At 51.6% G+C, this 22,414-nt stretch carries 15 protein-coding genes and 1 pseudogene; 9 read left to right on the forward strand and 7 right to left on the reverse strand.

All coding sequences use genetic code 11. The features are described from left to right. The first annotated feature begins 11 nt into the window (after nucleotides 1-11). From C9I98_RS17060 to tyrR, 3 genes are all read left to right on the forward strand, one after another. Nucleotides 12-1,409: a YcjX family GTP-binding protein gene (locus C9I98_RS17060; RefSeq protein WP_036825417.1), complete on the forward strand. Its 1,398-nt coding sequence runs from the start codon at nucleotides 12-14 to the stop codon at nucleotides 1,407-1,409. Further along, entirely contained in the window at nucleotides 1,406-2,446 is a 1,041-nt protein-coding gene (locus C9I98_RS17065) for a YcjF family protein (RefSeq protein ID WP_036825416.1), read from the forward strand. The genes C9I98_RS17060 and C9I98_RS17065 overlap by 4 nt, the downstream gene beginning before the upstream one ends. Nucleotides 2,447-2,548: 102 nt before the next feature. Next, complete coding sequence (gene tyrR, locus C9I98_RS17070; protein ID WP_107272249.1) at nucleotides 2,549-4,084, forward strand: transcriptional regulator TyrR; 1,536 nt, start codon at nucleotides 2,549-2,551, stop codon at nucleotides 4,082-4,084. A gap of 80 nt (nucleotides 4,085-4,164) precedes the next feature. Here tyrR and C9I98_RS17075 read toward each other — a convergent pair whose 3' ends face one another. Then, on the reverse strand, nucleotides 4,165-4,641 hold the full coding sequence (locus tag C9I98_RS17075) for a methylated-DNA--[protein]-cysteine S-methyltransferase (protein ID WP_107272250.1): 477 nt from the start codon (nucleotides 4,639-4,641) through the stop codon (nucleotides 4,165-4,167). A 190-nt stretch (nucleotides 4,642-4,831) separates the two neighbouring features. On the opposite strand from C9I98_RS17075, the gene rimJ reads away from it, so the two are divergent. Then, the gene (gene rimJ / locus C9I98_RS17080) at nucleotides 4,832-5,416 is read left to right on the forward strand and encodes a ribosomal protein S5-alanine N-acetyltransferase (protein WP_036817950.1); all 585 of its coding nucleotides are present in this window, start codon (nucleotides 4,832-4,834) and stop codon (nucleotides 5,414-5,416) included. Nucleotides 5,417-5,481: 65 nt separating this feature from the next. Here rimJ and cydC read toward each other — a convergent pair whose 3' ends face one another. The 4 genes from cydC to ald all read right to left on the reverse strand — a co-directional run bounded on the left by cydC (nucleotide 5,482) and on the right by ald (nucleotide 11,323). Continuing rightward, nucleotides 5,482-7,203 carry a heme ABC transporter ATP-binding protein/permease CydC gene (gene cydC / locus C9I98_RS17085; RefSeq protein ID WP_036817948.1) on the reverse strand — a complete coding sequence of 574 codons (1,722 nt, stop codon included), beginning with the start codon at nucleotides 7,201-7,203 and terminating at the stop codon, nucleotides 5,482-5,484. Beyond that, on the reverse strand, nucleotides 7,196-8,968 hold the full coding sequence (gene cydD, locus C9I98_RS17090; protein WP_036817945.1) for a heme ABC transporter permease/ATP-binding protein CydD: 1,773 nt from the start codon (nucleotides 8,966-8,968) through the stop codon (nucleotides 7,196-7,198). Before cydD ends, cydC begins: the two co-directional genes overlap by 8 nt. 82 nt (nucleotides 8,969-9,050) lie before the next feature. Next, nucleotides 9,051-10,013, reverse strand: a complete 963-nt coding sequence (gene trxB, locus C9I98_RS17095) for a thioredoxin-disulfide reductase (protein ID WP_107272251.1) — start codon at nucleotides 10,011-10,013, stop codon at nucleotides 9,051-9,053. 188 nt (nucleotides 10,014-10,201) lie between these two features. Continuing rightward, nucleotides 10,202-11,323, reverse strand: coding sequence for an alanine dehydrogenase (gene ald, locus C9I98_RS17100; protein ID WP_107272252.1), 1,122 nt, complete (start codon nucleotides 11,321-11,323; stop codon nucleotides 10,202-10,204). A gap of 156 nt (nucleotides 11,324-11,479) precedes the next feature. Here ald and lrp point away from each other — a divergent pair, with 156 nt between their 5' ends. The 5 genes from lrp to serS all read left to right on the forward strand — a co-directional run bounded on the left by lrp (nucleotide 11,480) and on the right by serS (nucleotide 19,414). Next, nucleotides 11,480-11,974 (forward strand): leucine-responsive transcriptional regulator Lrp, encoded by a 495-nt coding sequence (gene lrp, locus C9I98_RS17105; RefSeq protein ID WP_036832575.1) that lies wholly within the window; start codon nucleotides 11,480-11,482, stop codon nucleotides 11,972-11,974. A 400-nt stretch (nucleotides 11,975-12,374) separates the two neighbouring features. Further along, entirely contained in the window at nucleotides 12,375-15,761 is a 3,387-nt protein-coding gene (locus C9I98_RS17110) for a DNA translocase FtsK (RefSeq protein WP_036832577.1), read from the forward strand. 110 nt (nucleotides 15,762-15,871) lie between these two features. Beyond that, the gene (gene lolA, locus C9I98_RS17115) at nucleotides 15,872-16,486 is read left to right on the forward strand and encodes an outer membrane lipoprotein periplasmic chaperone LolA (RefSeq protein ID WP_036832604.1); all 615 of its coding nucleotides are present in this window, start codon (nucleotides 15,872-15,874) and stop codon (nucleotides 16,484-16,486) included. A 168-nt stretch (nucleotides 16,487-16,654) separates the two neighbouring features. After that, on the forward strand, nucleotides 16,655-17,995 hold the full coding sequence (locus C9I98_RS17120) for a replication-associated recombination protein A (protein WP_036832580.1): 1,341 nt from the start codon (nucleotides 16,655-16,657) through the stop codon (nucleotides 17,993-17,995). Between the two features lie 126 nt (nucleotides 17,996-18,121). Then, entirely contained in the window at nucleotides 18,122-19,414 is a 1,293-nt protein-coding gene (gene serS, locus C9I98_RS17125; protein ID WP_036832583.1) for a serine--tRNA ligase, read from the forward strand. A gap of 414 nt (nucleotides 19,415-19,828) precedes the next feature. On the opposite strand, the pseudogene C9I98_RS17130 reads toward serS, so the two are convergent. Together C9I98_RS17130 and C9I98_RS17135 are read right to left on the reverse strand one after the other, a co-directional pair. Further along, a pseudogene (locus C9I98_RS17130) lies at nucleotides 19,829-21,413 on the reverse strand (sodium:solute symporter family transporter); the annotation flags it as partial. Beyond that, a complete protein-coding gene (locus C9I98_RS17135) occupies nucleotides 21,406-22,401 on the reverse strand; it encodes a nuclear transport factor 2 family protein (RefSeq protein ID WP_036832585.1) in 996 nt (331 codons plus the stop codon). The pseudogene C9I98_RS17130 and the gene C9I98_RS17135, both read right to left, overlap by 8 nt. Nucleotides 22,402-22,414 lie beyond the last annotated feature (13 nt).

Raw genomic sequence — 22,414 nt, forward strand, 5'->3', positions numbered from 1 at the left:
TAGGAAAAACGATGAATCGATTTGGTAATGAGTTGAACAAGCTAGTGAACCGGAGTTTAGACCGCCATGTGCGTTTGGCGGTGACGGGGCTATCCCGAGCGGGTAAGACCGCGTTCATTACATCACTGGTGAATCAGCTCATGCATGTAAGTACTAACCCGCGCTTGCCGCTTTTTAGCGCGGTGCGTGATAGCAATTTGCTGGGGGCCAAGCGTGTTCCGCAAATTGATATGCATGTCCCTAAATTTGGCTACGAAGAGGGCATGAACTCGTTGCTTTCATCCCCGCCGTCATGGCCCGAACCGACACGGGATGTGAGCCAGACCCGATTGGCGCTGCGCTACAAGCCCCAGAAGGGGCCAATGAAACTGTTGCAAGAGACCGCCACCTTGTACCTGGATATTGTTGATTACCCAGGGGAATGGCTGTTGGATTTGCCGCTGCTCGATCTTGATTTCATGGCGTGGTCAAAACAGCAGGCACAGGCTATCAAGGGTAAACGCTTGGAGTTGGCGGCAGATTGGTTGGCTATGGAAGAAGAGTTTGACCCATTGGCACCGGCAGATGAAGCCAAAATTGAAGCGATTTCCCAGCGTTTTACCGAGTATTTGTTCCGTTGCAAAGCCGAGGGTGGCTTGCATTGGGTACAACCGGGACGCTTTGTGTTGCCCGGCGAGCTGGCGGGCGCACCTGTGTTGCAGTTCTTCCCGATGGTGTGGCTCGACAAGTACACCGAGGTGCAGCTAGCAGAAGCTGGCGAAGAGACCAATATCGGTATGCTGAAAAGCCGTTACCGCTATTACCAGCAGCATGTGGTAAAGGCGTTTTACAAAGAACACTTTTCAAAATTTGACCGCCAAATCATTTTGGTGGACTGCTTGCAGCCGCTCAATGCGGGGACGGAGTCGTTCAATGATATGCGCCAAGCTTTGGATCAGCTGATGCAGAGCTTCAAGTATGGCCGTAGCTCGTTGTTGCGCCGCTTGTTCTCGCCGCGTATCGACAAAGTGTTGTTCGCGGCCACCAAGGCAGATCATGTTACGCCAGAGCAGCACCCCAACTTGGTGAGTTTGCTGCAGCAGCTGGTGAACGAGGCATGGCAAACTGCCTCTTTCGAAGGGATCAAAATGGACTGCCTGAGCCTGTCGTCGATTCAGGCCACCGAGCCCGGCTTTGTGGACTACCAAGGCAAGCAAGTGCCGGCGCTGCGCGGGCATACCTTAGGCGGCGAAGGCAAAACCCTGTTTCCGGGTGAAGTGCCAAGGCGCCTGCCAAATGACAGCTTTTGGCAACAGTCGGGCTTCGACTTTATCAATTTCAGACCGCTAGACCAGCAGAGCGATGAACCGCTACCGCATATCCGGATGGATAAGGCATTGGAGTACTTGCTGGGGGATAAATTACGATGAGTGAACATTACAAACAAAAAATTGTATTTGATGAGCCAGAGCCATCAGCCCAGCAAGGGAGCGATGAGCTGACCTCGCAATTACAGTTTGAGCAAAGCGAGACGTTTTTGCCGGAAGTGGCAGAAAGCGAAGACAACGAATTGGAAGCATCGCTAGCCCGTACGCTGGCAGCCAAGCCAAAGCGCAGAACCGGCTGGCTAAAAGGCTTGTTGGTTGGTGCTGCGGCAATGGCGGGTTGGCAAACCGTCGATTATGTGGTGACGGCCTACCAGGGCGGGGACTGGTTGGCGCTCGGTTGGAGCGCAATCGTCGCGGGCATTGCTGCCACCGGTATCGCAGCCTTGGGTCGTGAGCTAATAACACTGCGTCGATTGAAGCAGCGCCAAAGCGAACGCGAACAGGCCCAGGCTTTACTGGAAGCCGAAGGGATTGGCCAGGCGAAGGCGTTTTGTACCAAGCTGGCGCGCAAAGGCAATATACGCGAAGAGCATGCTGGTTATGATCGCTGGCTGCAATCGCTGGCGGCAACCCACAATGATCGTGAGGTGATGCAGCTGTATGACAAGATGGTGCTGAGCCATCAGGATACCCTTGCCCGTAAGCTCGTGGCGAAATACGCCAGCGAAGCGGCGGTGATGGTGGCGGTGAGCCCGCTGGCCGTGGCTGACATGTTGCTGGTGGCATGGCGCAATTTTCGCTTAATCGAGCAAGTCTCGGCGGTGTACGGCGTTGAGCTGGGCTACTGGTCTCGCATCAAGTTGGTGAAGTTGGTGCTGGCTAACATGGCGGTGGCCGGGGCCAGTGAGATCATTGCCGACTCGGGGATGGATATGCTGTCGATGGATTTGGCAGGCAGGATGTCAACCCGTGTCGCACAAGGGGTTGGTGTCGGTTTGCTAACCGGGCGTCTTGGCCTTAAGGCGATCAGTTTGATGCGTCCATTGCCATGGCAGCCAGACCAGCAGCCAAAATTGAGTGAAATTCGTAAGGATTTACTGCTACGTATTACTCGCCAGCAACAATCGGCAGAAAAATAGTGGCTTAGCACACAGCATCGATGATCGGTCTCTTGACGGAAAGGCAGCGAAAGCGCAAACTTCATGTGTCAACAATTCCTGACACTTTGGAAGAGAAAAAATATGAGGCTACAAGTCTTTTGTGAAGACCGATTAGGTATGACCCGTGAGTTGCTGGATATTCTTGCGAGCCAGCAAATTGACTTGCGTGGTATTGAGATTGACCGTGTGGGGATCATTTACCTCAATTGCCCTGAAATTGAATTTGAACAATTTAGTCAATTGATGTCGCAAATCCGTCAGCTAGACGGAGTGACCGACGTGCGGAAGATCCAGTTCATGCCAAGCGAGCGTGAGCACAAAGAGCTGAAAGCCTTGCTTGAAGCCTTGCCTGATCCATTTTTCTCTATCAACCTGCAGGGTAAAGTTGATTTAGCCAACGATGCCGCTGAAGCATTGCTTGGAAAAACACGCGAGGAGATCCTTGGCGAGAATATCCAATCGATTGTCGGCTTCAACGTTCACCAGTGGTTGGAGAAAGACCAGGCCACCAAGCGTAGCGAAATGGTGGTGATGTCTGGCCTCGACTACATGATGGAAGTCATGCCTGTTTACGTGACAGACGAAAGCGAGGAGCAGGTGCTGGCCAGTGCGGTGATTTTGCTGAAGTCGCTGTCGGAAGCCAAGATGCCAATCGCGATGCGCAAGCTAAGCGGTGACAACGGTTTTGAGCATTTGGTTGGGCAATCTTCCCGCTTTAAGCAGTTGCTATCCCAAGCCAAGAAGCTCTCTTTGCTGGATGCGCCTTTGCTTATCCAAGGTGAAACGGGCACGGGTAAAGAGATGCTGGCTCGTGCCTGCCATCAGCGCTCGCTACGCCGCGAGAAACCGTTCCTGTTGGTTAACTGTGTCTCAATGCCAGACAATGCCGCCGAAACCGAATTGTTTGGTATGGCCGCAACCGCAACCGAGCCGGGCAAGAAAGGTATTTTCGAGCAAGCCGATGGCGGTACCGCCTTCCTCTATGAGGTTGGCGAGATGTCCGAGCACCTTCAAATCAAACTGCTTCGCTTCCTGCAGGACGGCACCTTCCGCCGCGTGGGCGAAGAGAAAGAAATGAAGGTTGATGTGCGGGTGATTTGCTCGACCCAGAAAAAACTGCCGGATTTGGTGGCCGCGGGGCAATTCCGCGAAGATCTTTTCTATCGTCTGAATGTGTTGTCGCTGCATGTGCCGCCGCTGCGCGAGCGTACTGCTGATATTGTACCGCTAGCCGATTTGTTCCTGTCCCAGTTTGCCCAAGAGTTGCAACAGCCTAAGCCGCTCATTTCTGGCGAAGTGGCCCAGTACCTTAGCCAATATGCCTGGCCGGGCAATATTCGCCAATTGCGCAATGTCCTGTTCCGCGCGATGACCCAGTTGGAAGGGAGCGAGATCAGCGTCGAAGATGTTCAGTTGCCAGAAAATGAATCGACCACGGTGATCAGCGAAGAAACCCTGGACGGCTCGCTCGATGAAATCATGAAACGTTACGAGTCTGGTATTCTAAACAGCCTGTATCGAAGCTATCCATCAACCCGTAAGTTGGCGAAGCGCCTTGGGGTGTCGCACACTGCTGTGGCAAACAAACTGCGCGAGTACGGGATCAACAAAAGTTAATCGCGCCTAAGACGCATAGAACAATATTAAGGGGGAGGCCACGGCTTCCCCCTTGTTGTATTCGCTGTTTAATAGGGCGGTTAGATCAGGGTCTGCTCGCCGTTCTCCAGCGCCCGTAGTTGGACAATCACATCTTGGCCATAGCGGCAGCTGTCTTTTGCTTCTTGGCTTGAAGCAACGCGGTGGCAGGGAATGATTATCGGAATAGGGTTGACGTTTTTAGCCATGCTAATGGCTTGTATGGCGCATGGGTGCTCGATGTGGGCGGCGATTTGGTGGTAGGAACGTTGGCTGTTGTAGGGGATTTCTTGCAGCGCAGTCCATACCTGACACTGGAAGGTGGTACCTTGTGGGGCGAGGTCGAGGTTGAATTTTTTTCGTTTTCCTTGGAGATATTCTCTTAGCTGGGTGGTAAAGGGTGACATGAAATTTGGATCATGCTCCCATCGCTCGTCTGGACTAAAACCGCCGCTTGCGATGGTGAGTTGCCGTAGTCCGTTTTCATCTGCCAAGAGATATATTTTTCCCAATACCGTATCAAGGTAATCGTAATACATAATCTTCACTGTGTTAGTTAGCGGTAAGTGGTGGCGCCAGTCATGACTCAATCATAGTCTATACCCAAGCTTTGGCAGGTATAGTGGTTGAATTTAGGCCTAATTTCTTTGTTCTATCATAAGTTTATAGTTAATAAATTGTCACTATGCTAACGTTTGATTAACGGAGTGAGTAAAGGGAGTCGGGTTATTGTTTGAATCTATTATTAATCGCTCGGCAGTTATCGACTTGGATGCGTTCAAGGCTCGGTTAATTTCGCCAAAAGATGTGAAAGCGATAACCAGCTACTATCAGCGCAACCGAGCGTTTCTTAAGCCCTGGGAGCCATTGCGTGAAGAAGCCTTTTTTACGGAAGCCGGTTGGGAAAGGCGCCTTGAGCAGTTGATGCAGTTACACAAGCATCAACTCGCGTACTACTTTGTGATCCAGGAAAAAGGCAGCAAGGAAATTGCTGGCGTGGTGAACTACAGCAATTTAGTTCGCCACCCGTTTCATGCCTGCCATGTGGGCTATTCCCTTGATCAGCATTGGCAAGGGCAGGGGGTCATGAGTCAGGCATTGGAAGCTACCGTCCAGTGGATGTTCAACGAGCAGAACTTTCATCGGGTGATGGCGGCCTACATGCCGCGTAACGCGCGCAGTGCTGCCGTACTGGCGAAATGTGGCTTCGAGGCTGAAGGCAGGGCTAAAGATTATTTATTGATTAACGGCAACTGGGAAGATCATATCCTGACGGCGAGAACCAATCCCCACTGGGTTGAGCATCAGGCATAAAAAAACGAGAGTAGCGGCAATGACGCACTCTCGTTTTTGTTTTCGGCTAGCAGGCTGTAACGGCGTTAGATCCGTTGCCAAAGCTCCGCGTAGCGACCATTGGTTGCCATAAGCTCGTCATGCTTACCTTGCTCGGTGATTTCACCTTCATCCATCAGGCAAATGTGATCCATTTGTTCTAGCCCGACCAAGCGGTGGGTGATGAATAGCACGGTCTTGTCTTTCGCATGTTTTTGCAATAATGCCATAATTTGCTGTTCGGTACGGCGGTCAAGCCCTTCGGTTGGCTCATCCATCAGCAGGATAGGGGCGTCGTGTAGCAGTGCTCGCGCAATACCGATTCGGCGGCGTTCACCACCAGAGATTTGGCGGCCGCCTTCACCCAACCAAGTATCCAACCCTTTACCTTCAAGCAAGGCTTCGAGGCCAACTTGTTCCAGTACCGACTTGAACTCTTCATCAGTGCCGTTTGGTTTGGCCAAGATCAGGTTTTCACGTAGCGAACCGTTGAATACATCGACCCGTTGGCTGACCACAGTGATTGCTTCACGCAGTGATGATTCGTGCCATTGTGCCAACGGCGTACCATCTAGGGTGATAGTGCCTTGCTGGGGGTCCCAGTTACGAGTGAGTAGCTGGAGAAGCGTCGATTTACCACAGCCGGTACGGCCGAGTAGGGCAACTTTGTCGCCGGCTTTAAGGGATAACGAAATACCTTTTAGCACTGGCTTATCACTGCCGTAGTAGGTGTAGCTGATATCTTGGATATCAATGTTACCCATGGTTGCAGCTTGATGGCCGTTCGGGTCGAACGGGGTATCGGGCTTGGCTTCGATAATCTCGTTTAGGCGGCGCGCCGAAGTCAGCGTCTGGCTTAGGTACTGGAAGGCACCGGCAACAGGCATCATAAGCTCAAAGCTTGCCATGGTTGCAAATGCCACCATGGCAACAAATGGATCCGGCGCATTGCCACCAACACCATCGGCAGCCATCCAGGTCATCAGCACCAGCGTCCAGCCGGTTGCCGCCATCAAAATGGCGTTGGCAAGGCCGGTTAGGTTAGCCATTTTACGTTGGGCCGCCAACAGGGATTCTTGCTCGCCCAATGCTTGCTGGTAGTAGCGATCCTCGGCGTTGAATAGCAATAGCTCGGCATGGCCTTGGATCCAGTCCATCAGCTTGATGCGGTAGTTAGCTTTTGCCAGGGTCAGCGCTTGGCCGTTTGATTTACCGAGACGGTAGAAGATCACCGGCAGGCTAAGCATCAGGGCCAGCAGGATCGCACCCAGCGTAAAGCCAAGGGCGGGATCAAACCAAGCCAGGAAGCCGGTTATCGCAAGCAGGCCGATCACCCCGATGATCAATGGGCTGACAAGGCGAAGGTAAACGTGATCCATCGCGTCAACGTCTGCCACCAAGCGGTTGAGTAGGTCGGCATCGCGAAGGTTGGCTTGACGGCCCGGGATCAACGGCGTGAGCTTGCGGAAGAAGAACAAGCGCAAGTCTGCCAGCAGTTTAAAGGTGGCATTGTGGCTAACAACACGCTCACCCCAGCGACCTGCGGTACGGGCCATTGAGAAGCCACGCACACCGGCACCCGGCAGCATGTAGTTGAAGGTTTCGCGGGCAATAGTCAACCCAGCCACGGCGGATGCGGCGATAAACCAGCCAGAAAGGGTTAACAGGCTCATTGCCGCCAGCAAGGTGGCAAGGCCGAGCAGCATGCCCAGTGTTAGGCCGAACCAGTGCTTGCGGTAAAGTTTTAGGTAAGGGATTAAATCACGCATCGAGATCCCTCTTATCTGTGTGGGCCAGCATGTCGGCCAGAAGACCTTCATGGCGGATTTGTTCAAAATGACCGTTCTGAACCAGCTTGCCGTTGTCCATCACCAGTACTCGGTTCATCACAGCGAGCTGGTCAAGGCGGTGGCTGACCATGAGGGTCGTTTGGCCGTCAACGGCTTGCTTTAAGCTTTCCAGTACCAAGTGTTCGCTGTTGGCATCAAGGCTGGCCGTCGGTTCGTCAAGCAGCCAGAAGGCACCACTTTGCAACATGGCACGGGCAACCGCGATACGCTGAGCCTGGCCCACCGAGAGGCCGCCGGAACGATCCCCCACTTGGTGCAGGTAACCTTTTTCAAGGCGTTGGATAAACTCTTCGGCGTAGGCTTGCTTGGCCACTTGCATGATGTGCTCGTCGGTTGCCAGCGGGTTGCCAAGGCTGATGTTGTCACGCACGGTACCGTGGAGCAGCAACGGGTTTTGGCCCACCCAGCTGATGGCTTGGCGCCATTGGCTGTGGTCTAGCTCTTTGAGTTCGACGCCGTTAACTTTCAGGCTGCCTCGGTATGGCAAAAAGCCCAGGATCGCATTGAGCAGGCTCGTTTTACCGGCGCCACTTGGGCCAACGAGTGCAACCTGTTCGCGGGCGTTAATGCTAAAGGTCAGCGGGCCAGCCAAAACTTGGCCCTCGGGGCTGAGCACCTCGAGGTTTTCGACTGCAATCTCGATGGTTTCAGGCGAGTCGAGGTTCCGATCACCTTGGCTCATTTCATCGGCGTCGGCGTTGAGAAACTCAACAATCGACTCTGCGGCACCAATGGCCTGCGCCTTGGCGTGATAGAAGGTGCCCAGGTCGCGCAGCGGTTGGTAAAACTCGGGCGCCAGCACCAATACAAACAAACCCGTGAAGAGGGTGATTGGCACACCGTAATGACCGAAGTTTAACTCGCCAATAAAAGCAAAACCAAAGTAAACCGCAACGATGGCGACCGAAATCGCCGAGAAAAACTCAAGGACTGCCGATGACAAGAAGGCCATGCGAAGGACTTCCATGGTCCTCTTGCGCAGCACGTGGGAAGCCGCATGCAGGTTTTCTGCCTCGGCTTCAGCGCGGTTGAATAGGCGCAGGGTAGATAGGCCTTGCAAGCGGTCGTAAAAGTGCCCAGAAAGGCGCTGAAGCGCTTTAAAGTTACGGCGGTTAGCATCGGCTGCACCTAGGCCAACCAATGCCATGAAAATAGGAACCAGTGGGGCTGTGATCAAGAAGATTAAGCCGGCAGCCCAGTTCAGTGGGAATACGGCAAACAAAATCACCATAGGTACCAGTACCGCAATCGACATTTGCGGAATGTAGCGCGAGAAGAAGTCTTGCATTTCTTCTACTTGCTCCAGTACCAAGCTAGCCCATACACCTGCTGGCTTGTCCTTGATGTAGGCCGGCCCTAGCTTTTGTAGGCGCTGGAGGATCAGTTGGCGGATATGCAGGCGGATTTGCTCGCCACAGCGGTAGCCAAAAATTTCTCGGCCCCAGCTACAGCCTGCGCGCAGCCCGATTATCACAAATAAGCCGATGAAGCTGCTAACCAGATCGTACTTGTCGGTGTGTTCAATAATGAGTTGATGCAAAATGTGGGCAAGCAAAGCGGCTTGGCCGACAAGGAGTAATCCCGATAGGAAACCAAGGCCGACACTGAACATAAGCCAACGCTTGGCTAACTTGCTCTGTGATTTCAACCATTTGGTTAAATCGCGTTGTTGTTGTTTATCCATATCAAAATCTTGAGCTGCTTGGTGTGGCAAGCAAATAGTGAAGGCAAAAAACGGCCACGTCGATATGCGTGGCCGGTATGTATTATTGTTTTTCTTCTAGGGCGTCAAGATAACGCTCGGCATCCAGCGCAGCCATGCAGCCGGTACCCGCGGATGTGATAGCTTGGCGGTAGGTGTGGTCCATAACATCACCAGCAGCAAAAATACCTTCAACGCTGGTTTGGGTTGCATTACCTTCAGTGCCAGATTGAACCTTGATGTAACCGTTGTTCATTGCTAGCTGGCCTTCGAAAATACCGGTGTTCGGCTGGTGGCCGATGGCAATGAAGGCACCCATCACATCGATGGTTTCTGTTGCATCAGATTGGGTGTCTTTAATGCGAACGGCGGTCACGCCCATGTCATCACCCAGTACTTCTTCTAGCGTACGATCGGTGTGCAGGATAATGTTGCCGTTCTCCACTTTGTCCATCAGTCGTTTGATCAGAATCTTCTCTGAGCGGAAGGTGTCACGACGGTGGATTAGGTGAACTTCTGAAGCAATGTTAGACAGGTAAAGCGCTTCTTCAACTGCGGTATTACCGCCACCGACAACCGCTACTTTCTGGTTGCGGTAGAAGAAACCATCACAAGTGGCACAGGCTGATACACCGCGACCTTTAAAGTTTTCTTCAGACTCTAGGCCAAGGTACTTCGCCGAGGCGCCAGTCGAGATGATGAGGGCGTCACAGGTGTATTCGCCGCTGTCGCCCTTAAGGCGGAAAGGACGCTGGCTGAAATCAGTCTCGTTGATGTGGTCGAAAATGATTTCAGTCTCAAATTTTTCAGCATGGGCTTTCATGCGATCCATGAGTGCAGGGCCAGTCAGGCCTTCGGCATCGCCCGGCCAGTTTTCAACTTCAGTCGTTGTTGTTAGCTGACCGCCTTGCTGCATACCGGTGATCATTACCGGGTTTAGGTTGGCACGAGCAGCATAAACTGCTGCAGTGTAACCTGCAGGGCCAGAACCAAGGATGAGCAGTTTACAATGTCTTACGTTACTCATTACTTCTCCAGGCTGAGATGAGATTTTTATCATGTGAAGGGTGATTGTAGGTAAATTGTTTCTCTATTGAAAGGATATTTACTTAGGTAACAAAAGAAGCGAGGAAGGATAAACAGTTTGCCCATTCCTTCCTTCCCCATAGATTATTTTCTTATATGCGATAATTTATGGCTATAAGAGCATTTGTACTAATGCATGCTGATGGCCACGGTAGGATCGGTGTAATGGAGGTCGAAGCTCTCGGCGACTTCTTTACAGGTTACCTTGCCATAAATGACATTGAGCCCGCCGAGGAAACCGGGATCATCGATAAGGGCTTTTTTATACCCCTCATTTGCTAATTTGATCACGTAGGGCAGGGTGGCATTGTTCAGCGCAAACGCGGATGTTCTCGCGACCGCACCGGGCATGTTGGCAACACAGTAGTGAACCACATCATCCACAATATAGGTGGGCTCGGTATGGGTGGTTGGCTTCGACGTTTCGAAACAGCCCCCTTGGTCGATGGCGACATCGACGAGTGCCGACCCGGGCTTCATGGCCTTTACGTGCTCTGCGGTAATGAGTTTGGGCGCTGCAGCCCCCGGAATCAGCACGGCACCGATGATCACATCGGCATCGGGCACCAATTTATTGATTGCTTCTTCGGTAGAATAAAGCAACTTCACGCTACCTTGAAACTCGCGGTCGAGCTCGCGCAGGGTGTCTAAATTTCTGTCAAGTAGGGTGACGTCGGCACGCATGCCCACCGCCATTCTTGCCGCGCTTGAGCCAACAACACCACCGCCCAAAATCACCACTTTGGCGGGCTCTACTCCGGGTACCCCACTAAGTAATAACCCCCGTCCGCCATTAGAATTCTCTAGTGTTTGCGCCGCCGCTTGGATAGACATTCTGCCTGCAACTTCAGACATTGGCGCTAACAGGGGTAATTTCCCGCTGTGATCTGTTACTGTTTCATAGGCAATACAGACAGCTTTGCTATCAATTAGGTCTTTTGTTTGGGGAAAATCTGGGGCAAGATGGAGATAGGTGAATAATATTTGCCCTTCGGAAAGCATGGCTCTTTCTTCTGCTTGAGGCTCTTTTACTTTGACAATCATCTCTGATCTGGTAAAAACTTCTTTAGCGTTAGAAATAATAACAGCGCCTGCGCTTTCATAGTCTTGGTCTGATAACCCGATCCCTGCTCCGGCTTGGGTTTCTACAAGCACTTGATGGCCAAGTGAGACGAGTTCACGAACACTGCTGGTGACTAAGCCGACCCGGTTTTCGTGGTTTTTGATTTCTTTGGGAACTCCAATAATCATGCTGCTCCTCCCTTGATATCTAGTGTGATTGGCTGTAGACAAGGATTCAAATGCAGATCTAAAGGCAGTATAGTTGGCTAATTAGAGTATTTGATTCTAAAAAACGGAAAGTTGTAGTATATTTTTTTGCAAGGAAGTAAGAAGGTGGAATAAAAAATGGTAGATACCAAGAAAAAACCATCCAAGGAATTGGATCGCATTGACCGTAACATTTTGAATGAGCTGCAAAAAGACGGTCGAATTTCGAATGTTGAGCTATCCAAACGTGTAGGCTTATCCCCAACACCATGTCTAGAGCGTGTGCGCCGCCTTGAGCGCCAAGGCTACATCAGTGGCTACACTGCACTACTAAACCCTCAATACCTCGATGCATCACTACTCGTGTTTGTTGAAATCACTCTTAACCGTGGTGCGCCTGACGTATTTGAGCAGTTTAATAAGTCAGTACAGGAACTAGAAGATATTCAGGAGTGTCATCTTGTTTCTGGTGATTTCGACTACTTGTTGAAAACACGCGTATCAGATATGTCGGCATACCGTAAACTACTGGGTGAGACACTGCTACGTCTACCGGGCGTTAACGACACCCGTACCTACGTGGTAATGGAAGAGGTTAAGCAAACCAATAACTTGGTAATTAAAACGCGCTAACTTCAGCCGTTTTAATGCGTCTGGCTCAGGCCAGAACCCTGAATGATCAAGCGGCTATCTAGTCGCTTGATTTGTTTATGCCCGCTGTAATTGGCCATTTTCTGCGCCGCAGTCCCCTAATTTTGCTACTTGTAGCACGTTATTTTTCGCCGTGAATATTGTTTGCTGCGTCATTGGCTATGATGGGATTGGTACTTTTATGTTGTCCCTTCGCTAAAAATCACCATTTCTTTACTTTGCTAAGGTGCCTAATAGTCAAAAAAAGACAATGTTTAGTATAAGATAGGGCTTTAGTGTTTACATTGCTTAGCATGGCTTAAGCCTCATGGCGCATCGGTTATCTTGCGCTTGTGCTGGCCGGCGATGCTAAAGAACAGATTTTGTTACATCGGAGTGTTTTTTGAGGAAAGTTAAGGGCAAAAAGCAGCCTAAAATCCGCCTTTCCGGAGGACAGCGTCTACTGGAAAGCTTTCTGATCATCGGCATACTGTCGGCGATTTTCATGATGGTCGCGTTGCTGTCGTTTGACCCGGCTGATCCATCTTGGTCGCAAACCGCCTGGGAAGGCCCTGTTCAAAACAAGGCTGGCTCATTGGGTGCACTGGTTGCTGATACCTTGTTTTTCACCCTTGGATCGCTGGCTTACCCACTCCCCGCTGTGATTATTATGGCGGCTTGGGTAATGTTCCGTCGCCGGGACAAGAAAACAGCCATCGACTACATGATTTACGGTACCCGCCTGCTTGGGCTATTGCTGTTGTTTGTGACCAGCTGTGCTCTGGCAGACCTAAACTTCGATGATATTTGGTATTTCTCGTCGGGTGGCGTGATTGGCGATGTGGTGTCGAACATGGCATTGCCGATGTTTAACCTGCTTGGCGCGACATTGGTGTTGATGTTCTTCTGGGCGGTCGGCTTTACGCTATTTACCGGTATTTCTTGGTTGACTATTGTTGATACCTTGGGTGAAGGCACCCTTGGCTTGTTCGCCAAGCTGCTGAACAAGGTGCGCTCAGACAAGTCTGAAACCTTGACCCCGTTTGCTGCTGAAATTCCTGGCGAACACCAAACTGAATTTGGTAAGCAACTCATCCAGCAGCAAGAAAAAGAGCTGGATGCCGACGATGTGCTGCTGGCAAGCTCAAGCGCCGACAGCAAGCCTGTTGCTGACCGCGATATCTTTGCCCGTAAAGAGCCGCAAATTTCCCAGATGGGAGCGGAACAAGCTGATCCTCTGCTTGCTGAAACCAAAGTATGGGAGCTGTCATCGCCATCGGAGCCAATGATTGTTATGCCGGGCAGGAAGCAGGTTGCTCACGACAATAACCTCAATGTTCCTGCGGCTGCAGTGGCGGCAGCTGGCGTGGCAAGTGCCGCCGTATCGGCAGCAGAGCAGACAGCGAGTGCAGTTGCCGAGCCAACGCTAGATATTGCAACGCCAATCGCCCCAGTCGTATCCCAGCCTGCTCCTGTTGATACTGCCCCGTCACAGCCAATGGAAGACGTAACCTCAACCAACCAAGCAAAAGGCATGACCATTGCCGAGCTTGAGCGCCAGTTGGATCGGGACGAGAACTTCACGGTTTATGTCGATGACGGTGCGCTGGTTGACCATAGCACTTCGGCTGAACATAGCTCCTCTGTTGAAAATAGCACCTCAGTTGAAGGAAATACTGCGATTGACAGCAGTACGCAGATAGAGAACCTTGCTCAGGCTGAAGATAGTGCTTTGGCTGAAAGTCGTAACTTGGCTGACAGTAATGCGGTTACCAGTGAGCAAGCTCATCTTGAGTCGGCAGAGACGGTATCCGATACCGCCCAGCCTCAAGCCGGGCCAGCCGATTTGGCCGTGCCGCAGCACTTTGAGCAAGAGGTGCAATTTACAGCACAGCCAGACATGAGTGATGAGGCTGTATTGGGGCAAGATGAACCACTAGGTTCACATCCGGTTCAGACGGACCCTGTAGTATCTGAAACTATGTATTCAGAAGCATGCTATGAAATGGCACCCGAACCAGCGCCGGTTGTCGAGCCGTTATCCGTTGACACGGTAGCGCAAGCGGCAGAAAGCCAGCCTGCACCATTGCCTGATCACGATATTGAAATCGGGGTACAGGATGGCATGTCCGAGCTAGAGCGGGCAGAGCGTGAATCAGGCGCGCCAGAAGCGCTGAGCGACGAAGAAGCCTTCTTGCAGAAAATCCGTGATGCGCAAAAGGCGCAAGCTCAGGCGGCAGGCTTGGACAATCCGTTCTTGATGAAGAAAGAAGCGGACTTGCCGGCCCCTACCAGCCCAATGCCTACGTTGGATCTGCTGGCTCCAGCAAAACAAAATGTAGAGCCTGCAAGCGAAGAAGAGCTCAAGCAAACGGCAATGTTGCTCGAAGCCAAGCTTGCAGATTACAAAATCAAGGCCAAAGTGGTTGGGGTATACCCAGGCCCGGTTATCACCCGTTACGAGCTGGACTTGGCGCCAGGGGTGAAAGTGAGCCGAATTTCAGGCTTGGCGAAAGACTTGGCGCGTGCCATGTCAGCGTCGGCAGTGCGCGTGGTTGAAGTGATTCCGGGTAAGCCATATATCGGCTTGGAGTTGCCTAACGTCAACCGTGAAACCGTGTACATGTCGGAAGTGGTCGGCAGTGATAACTTCCAGCATAAGAAAGGCGCGCTGCCAATCGTGCTGGGCTACGACATTGCCGGTGAGGCGGTGGTTGAAGATCTTAGCAAAACACCTCACTTGCTGGTGGCGGGTACCACCGGCTCTGGTAAGTCGGTGGGTGTAAACGTGATGATTTTGAGCTTGCTGTATAAGTGTAAGCCGGAAGATTGCCGCTTCATCATGATCGACCCGAAAATGCTTGAATTGTCGATTTACGAAGGCATTCCTCACCTGTTGACTGAGGTTGTCACCGACATGAAAGATGCCAGCAATGCATTGCGCTGGTGTGTGGGAGAAATGGAACGACGCTACAAGCTGATGGCTGCGGTTGGGGTACGAAACCTCGCTGGCTTTAATGCCAAACTGGAAGAAGCTGCGGCAGCGGGGCACCCAATCCATGACCCGTTGTGGAAGCCGGGTGATAGCATGGATGAGTACCCACCACGGTTGGAGAAAATGCCGAGTATTGTAGTGATCGTCGATGAATTTGCCGACTTGATGATGGTTGTTGGTAAGAAGGTGGAAGAGCTAATCGCCCGTTTGGCGCAAAAAGCGCGTGCCGCCGGCATCCACTTGGTATTGGCAACCCAGCGTCCATCTGTTGATGTCATTACCGGCCTAATTAAGGCGAATATTCCAAGCCGCATGGCCTTTACCGTTTCTACCAAAACGGACTCGCGTACCATTCTTGACCAAGGCGGTGCGGAATCGCTACTTGGCATGGGTGATATGCTTTACTTAGGGGCAGGACAGAACCACCCAGTGCGTGTTCACGGCGCATTCGCGTCTGATGATGACGTTCATAACGTGGTGAATGACTGGAAAGCCCGCGGCAAGCCGCAATACATTGAAGGTATTTTGGAAGCCGACCAAGGGGCAGAAGGCCTGCTACCGGGCGAAGCGCCTGTGGGTGGCGATGATGACTTGGATCAGCTGTTTGATCAGGTCGCAGCCTTCGTGGCGGAGTCGCGCCGTGGCTCGGTGTCTGGTGTCCAGCGTAAGTTTAAGATTGGCTATAACCGCGCAGCCCGTATTGTAGAGCAACTGGAAGCGCACGGCATTGTGAGTGCGCCGGGGCATAACGGTAACCGAGAGGTACTTGCACCGCCGCCACCGCCAAGAGATTAGAGTCTAGAACCAAGCGGTTAAATCAATTTCAAGCATGGGAGCTTCCCTTGCGCTATTTCAATAAGACTTGCTGCCATTGCTTGGCAGCAAAGTAAAAAGGTCAACCAATGATTAAAAAAGCATTATTCACCTTACTCATTGCTACACCAATGGTATTTACCGCGAATGCATGGGCAAACCCGCAGCAGGAGCTGAGCTCGCGGTTGGGCAAAGTGAATGCCTTCAGTGCCGACTTCTCGCAAAAAGTGATTAGCCCAGATGGCGACGTGTTGGTCGAAGGCGAGGGTGATGTTGCCATCAAGCGGCCGAACCTATTCCGTTGGAATACCGAGACACCGGATGAGAACCTACTGGTTTCAGATGGTAAGACGCTTTGGTACTACAGCCCGTTTATCGAGCAGGTAACCGCGATGTGGCTTGATGATGCCACTGAGCAGACGCCATTTGTGCTACTTACCCGTAATAGCTCGCAAGACTGGCAACAGTACAATGTGGCGCAAACCGCAGATACGTTTACCCTGACACCGAAAAGCGGTGCGTCTTCAATGGGTAAATTTATCGTTACTGTCGCTAAAAGCGGTGAAGTTCGTGGATTTTCGGTGGTAGAACAAGATGGCCAGCGCAGTAACTTCACCTTCACCCGTTTTAGCAAGCAGGCGCCGGCGTCTGATATTTTCCGCTTCTCACCACCGCAAGGGGTAGAGCTGGACGATCAGCGTAATTAAGCTTACGCGCAAGCGCTCGTATTGCCGCTGGCTTGATGGTTATCATCGAGCCATCAAACCCGATTCAATGAGGTGGTACTTTGTACCGCCTTTTTCGCATTTCAAACAGGGCGGTTTTGAGTGTTTGGCATGGCCAAGCCATGAACCGACTGGTAAGGAGTTGTTATCTTGAATAACTTCAGTTTAGATTTTTCCTCAGACTTTCGGCCCCTAGCTGCCCGAATGCGCCCGCGCACCGTGCAAGAGTATATTGGGCAAAAGCACATTTTGGCCGAAGGCAAGCCGCTACGACGCGCGCTGGAAGCCGGCCACCTTCATTCAATGATCCTATGGGGGCCGCCGGGTACAGGCAAAACCACATTGGCCGAAGTGGCGGCGAACTATGCCAATGCCGAGGTCGAGCGCGTGTCAGCCGTGACCTCAGGGGTGAAAGATATCCGTGCCGCTATCGACAAGGCGCGTGATAACAAGATGGCAGGCCGCCGCACCATCTTGTTTGTTGACGAGGTGCATCGTTTCAATAAAAGCCAGCAAGATGCTTTCTTGCCGCATATTGAAGACGGCACGGTGACGTTTATTGGTGCGACGACAGAGAATCCGTCGTTTGAGCTAAACAACGCATTGTTGTCCCGTGCACGTGTTTATAAGCTCAAATCGCTGGAATCGGCAGAAATCCTCGAAGTGATCGAGCAGGCGTTATCAGACAGCGAGCGCGGCATAAGCGAAACGAACCTCAATTTTGTCGATGATGTGAAGGAGCGCTTGGCGGATCTCGTGGGCGGGGATGCACGTATGTCGCTGAACTACCTCGAGCAGATCATCGATATGGCCGACGAAGATAGCAGCGGGATCAAGCAGATAACCCTTGCGCTATTAGCAGAGGTGGCAGGCGAGAAAATTGCCCGCTTCGATAACAAGGGGGATTTGTGGTACGACATGATATCGGCGGTACACAAGTCTATCCGTGGCTCTAGCCCAGACGGAGCCCTGTATTGGTTCGCCCGCATGCTACAGGCTGGTTGTGATCCGCTCTACGTAGCCAGACGTTTGTTGGCCATCGCTTCGGAAGATATCGGCAATGCCGATCCGCGTGCCATGCAGGTGGCGGTATCAGCGTGGGATTGCTTCACCCGAGTTGGAGCCTATGAAGGCGAGCGTGCAATCGCACAGGCGATTGTTTACTTGGCCAGCGCACCGAAAAGTAATGCGGTTTATACCGCATTTAAGCAGGCCAAAGCCGATGCAATGAACCACCCGGATTATGAAGTACCACATCATTTGCGTAATGCACCAACCAAGCTGATGAAAGAGCTGGGCTATGGTGAAGAGTACCGCTACGCACATGATGAGCCGGGCGCGTATGCCGCTGGTGAGTGTTATTTCCCGCCTGAATTGGCAGGAACACGTTACTATCAGCCAACAAATCGTGGTTTGGAAACCAAAATTGCAGAAAAGTTAGATTATCTCGCTTCTTTGGATGCAAAAAGCACGTCAAAACGCTATCAATAATAGGGCTTTTTGGGTATTGTTGAGGGATCAGCGTTAGGTTGCCTAACGTTTCCTAAATTTAAATTATTTAGCCATCAATTTGGCTGAATAATGTGCACTTTAGAACATTACGAGCACAGGATTAGCATGCTAGATTCTAAATTACTTCGAACTGAGCTGGACGCAACAGCTGAAAAATTAGCGCGCCGTGGTTTTACACTAGACGTTGAACTACTACGTTCCCTGGAAGAAAAGCGTAAGTCACTTCAGGTTAAGACTGAAGAGCTTCAGGCACAGCGTAACTCGCGATCGAAGTCCATTGGCCAAGCTAAAGCGAAGGGCGATCACGAAGAAGCAGAGCGTATCCTTGCTGAGGTTGGTAACCTAGGTTCTGAGCTAGACGAAGCAAAGAAAGCACTTGCTGAACTTCAGGCTGAGCTAGATGCAATTACCCAAACGCTTCCAAACCTACCGGACGACTCTGTTCCTGCAGGTAAAGACGAAGACGAGAACGTTGAAATCTCTCGTTGGGGCCAGCCAAAATCTTACGACTTCGAAGTGAAAGACCACGTAGACCTAGGTGAAATGGGTGACGGTCTTGATTTCGCAAGCGCAGTTAAAATCTCTGGTTCACGTTTTATCGTGATGAAGGGCCAGTTCGCTCGCCTACACCGTGCGATTGCGCAGTTCATGCTTGACCTGCACACAGACGAGCACGGCTACACCGAGATGTACGTACCGTACCTAGTGAACAAAGACAGCCTATTTGGTACAGGTCAGCTACCTAAATTTGGTGAAGACCTATTCCACACCCAGCCAGCGACTGAAGAAGGCGTGGGTATGTCACTGATCCCGACTGCGGAAGTGCCTGTAACTAACATGGTTCGCGATACCATCAGTGACGAAGCAGATCTGCCTATTAAGATGACGGCGCATACACCATGCTTCCGTTCTGAGGCAGGTTCTTACGGTCGTGATACTCGCGGTCTTATCCGTATGCACCAGTTCGACAAAGTTGAACTTGTTCAGATCACGCGCCCAGAAGATTCAATGGCTGCACTAGAAGAGCTAACCGGCCACGCTGAGAAAGTACTTCAGCTGCTAGAGCTTCCATACCGTAAAGTGATCCTATGTACTGGTGACATGGGCTTCGGCGCAATGAAGACTTACGATCTTGAAGTTTGGGTTCCAGCTCAAGAAACTTACCGTGAGATTTCTTCTTGTTCTAACTGTGGTGACTTCCAGGCCCGCCGTATGCAGGCACGTTTCCGTCGTAAAGGTGAGAAGAAGCCTGAGCTTGTTCATACACTAAACGGTTCTGGCCTAGCGGTTGGTCGTACTATGGTTGCGATTCTTGAGAACAACCAAGAAGCTGATGGCCGTATCATGATCCCTGAAGTACTACGTAAGTACATGGGCGGCCTAACTCACATCGGTTAATTCCCGATAGCAGTTAGCTAGCAAATACAAAAACCCAGCCAAACGGCTGGGTTTTTTATTAGTGCTTTTTATCAACCCATCAACTCTCTTACTGGGTGCTCTTTTGTGTATATGCTGCGTCTTCATCTTGCGCTGATGTTGAGCCCGATGTGACTCTCTGCGCCAGCCATACAGCCGCAGGGCTAAGTACCAGGCCAGCGGCAAAGAACCAGAAACCAGACAGGTTAAGCAGTGCCAACATGGCTAGCATGAGTGTCATGGTCGTTGCGGTACCCACAACATAGCTCTTGCCGGCAAATGACTGGCTATTTAGCGCAAGCAGCGACAGTGAAAGGGCACCACCGAAGACATAAGCGCAGGCATAACCGAAGATGACCAGGGCGTTGCTGTTGTCAATCAGGGCATTGAATAGGTAGAGGAATGCCAGAGAAACAACAAACATCACAAGCAGGCCATAGCTGGCTTTGTCCACTTTACCCGGTACCAAATACCAGCCATTGTCCATTGTCGGCTTGTTTAGGCGCTGGTATTCATCTTGCTGACCCTTCACTGTGTAAAGGTGCATTTCGTTTTGTTTGCCGGTTAGTGCAAGGCTTGCGACCCAAGCGACAACACTGTTTACCGCAACACCGATCACGCAGTACCACGGCCAAGAAATGTCGGTAGCAACCGCCACATACCAGATAGCCAAGAAACTTGCCGCCACACCAATCAATAGGCCTTTCTCTGTAATGTGCTTGGAGTAGAAACCAAGTACGAACATACAGAAGCTGGCGCCAACAAAGTACGAACCTGCCTTACTTAATACTTCCAAAACCGAGCCTGTACTGGTGGCGAACATCAGGGCAGGGATGATAACCAGCAGCGCCCAAGTGACGGTAAAGAAGCGCGAGACTTTAAGGTAATGCTCTTCTGACTCGTTTTGCTTGTAAAAGCGCTTGTAGAAGTCGGCAACGGAGACGGTGGCCATCGAGTTAAACGCTGAGTCGAGGCTAGACATACTGGCGGCCAGGATTGCCGCAGCAATGATTCCCATCAAGCCCGGCACACCGTACTCGCTGGCGTAGTGCAGGATAATGGTATTGCCGTTATCAAATGGCTTGCCTTCGTAGTAGGCATTGAACAGCACACCCAGTACGATGAACAGGAAGTAGATGAAAAACGCGACATAACCCATCATCAGCATCGACTTCTTGGCATCGCCCATACTCTTGGCTGCCATACAGCGCTGTACCATCATCTGGTTACCGCCGTAAACCGTGGTGTGGAACATGGTCATGGCGATAACGCCCGCCCAAACCGTGGTTACCTGGCTCAGATCCATGCTGGTCTGTAGCGAATCGGTCATGCCTTTGGCTTTTAGGTCGGCCAGCACTTCGGTCATCGGTGCAGGCATGCCATTCCATACCGCCTCGATGATGATAAAGGCCCCGATGAACAAGATGAACGCTTGGATAACATCGGTCCAAATAACGGCAGCGATACCCCCCATTACGGTGTACACCAAGGCAATGGCGGTCACTATCATGATGCAGTACACCACATCGATACCCGTGATGAACTCAAGGATCATCGCCGTGGCATAAAGTACCGCGGCAGAGCTAAGTGCTTGCTTCATCAAGAAGATGATCGACAGCGTTAACCGTGAAGCTTTGCCGAAACGACGCTCTTGGTATTCGTATATCGAAGTCAGGCCATTGTTGTAGAAGAATGGCATGAATACCGACACGATAAAGAAGATCACCAATGGGTAGTTGAGGTGGATGGCAATCACCGATAGCCCTTCGGTATAAGACCACGCCGGGCCGCCCAAGAAAGACATCGCACTGACATAGGTACTCACCACCGAGATACCAATTGCCCACCATGGGATATTCTTATCACCAAGCGCGAACTGCTTAGCCGAGGTGACCTTTTTGCCAATGACGGCACCCAGGATCAGGGTGAGGACAATGTAGCCGCCCAGAATTGTCCAGTTTAACAGTCCGAACTCATGCATAAGCAGGCCCCTCTAGTTGTTCTTTCATTTGGCCGAACAAGTCGTAGCCCAGCTGAAGCATGATGTGGCCAATATCGATAGCCACCCAGTTTTCTTTGAGCAGTTCGCCGTCTCGACGCCAGATATCCATCACACGCAGTTCAATGTGCTTGCCTGTTGGTGCCAGCCCGAGCCAACCGCTATGGCCGGTATGGGTACCGTGCATGTGCGGCCAACCGCCTGTGCTTACGTAGTCATTTTGAGCCAAAATATTGAGCTCGATGTCTACGCTGCGATCAGGGAAGGCGAAAACGAACGGGGCTTGGTGGTGGTTGCGGAAACCTTTGATGCCGCGAGTGGTGCCGATACCCGCAGGGCCATACCACATAAAGTCGCTATGCCAGTAGTTTTCAAGATCCATCGAGTAAAGATCCTTACCGTCGAATCGGCCAAGGCAGCCGAGCATGTCTTTAACCAGCTGCTTGCTCTTCTCGCTGCGATCGGGGCAAACGTCACCATGGTTGAAGCCATCCGCTGTTGCTGGCGCCATGACCAAACCATCGTGGCCTAGGCTGCGGCGCATTGGGTTTACGCCTGCTTGGTTCATTGCGTCGATAAAATCTGGGATAAGGTATGATTCGGTAATTTGGTCGTTTTCAACACAGACCATTTCGGTGTAGCGAAGATACAGTGTCTTCCCGGTTGCAGGGATGCCGAATAAGCTGTTTTCGAATGTACCGGCAATATAACCGGTAGAGTTGTACCAAGTTCTTCCCTCGTACTCACCGTCCATGATGACCAGCGGGCGACGCTCGGCGTCAGGCAGGGCATGCTTTAGCAAGGATAGAAACGCTTCATTAGCCAACTGCGGGCCGTTCAAGTCATTAACAGGGTGGGCAACGCACCATTTCACATCCGCATTGAGGTATTGGTTAGCAACTTGGGCTTGCTCTGCTTTGCCGGCTTTGAAGTAGCTTTGGTAAAACTTCTCGACGATATTCTGTGACATCTTGCTTCCTTAC

The sequence above is a fragment of the Photobacterium sanctipauli genome (genome assembly GCF_003026495.1).
In the GTDB taxonomy this organism is placed as follows: domain Bacteria; phylum Pseudomonadota; class Gammaproteobacteria; order Enterobacterales; family Vibrionaceae; genus Photobacterium; species Photobacterium sanctipauli.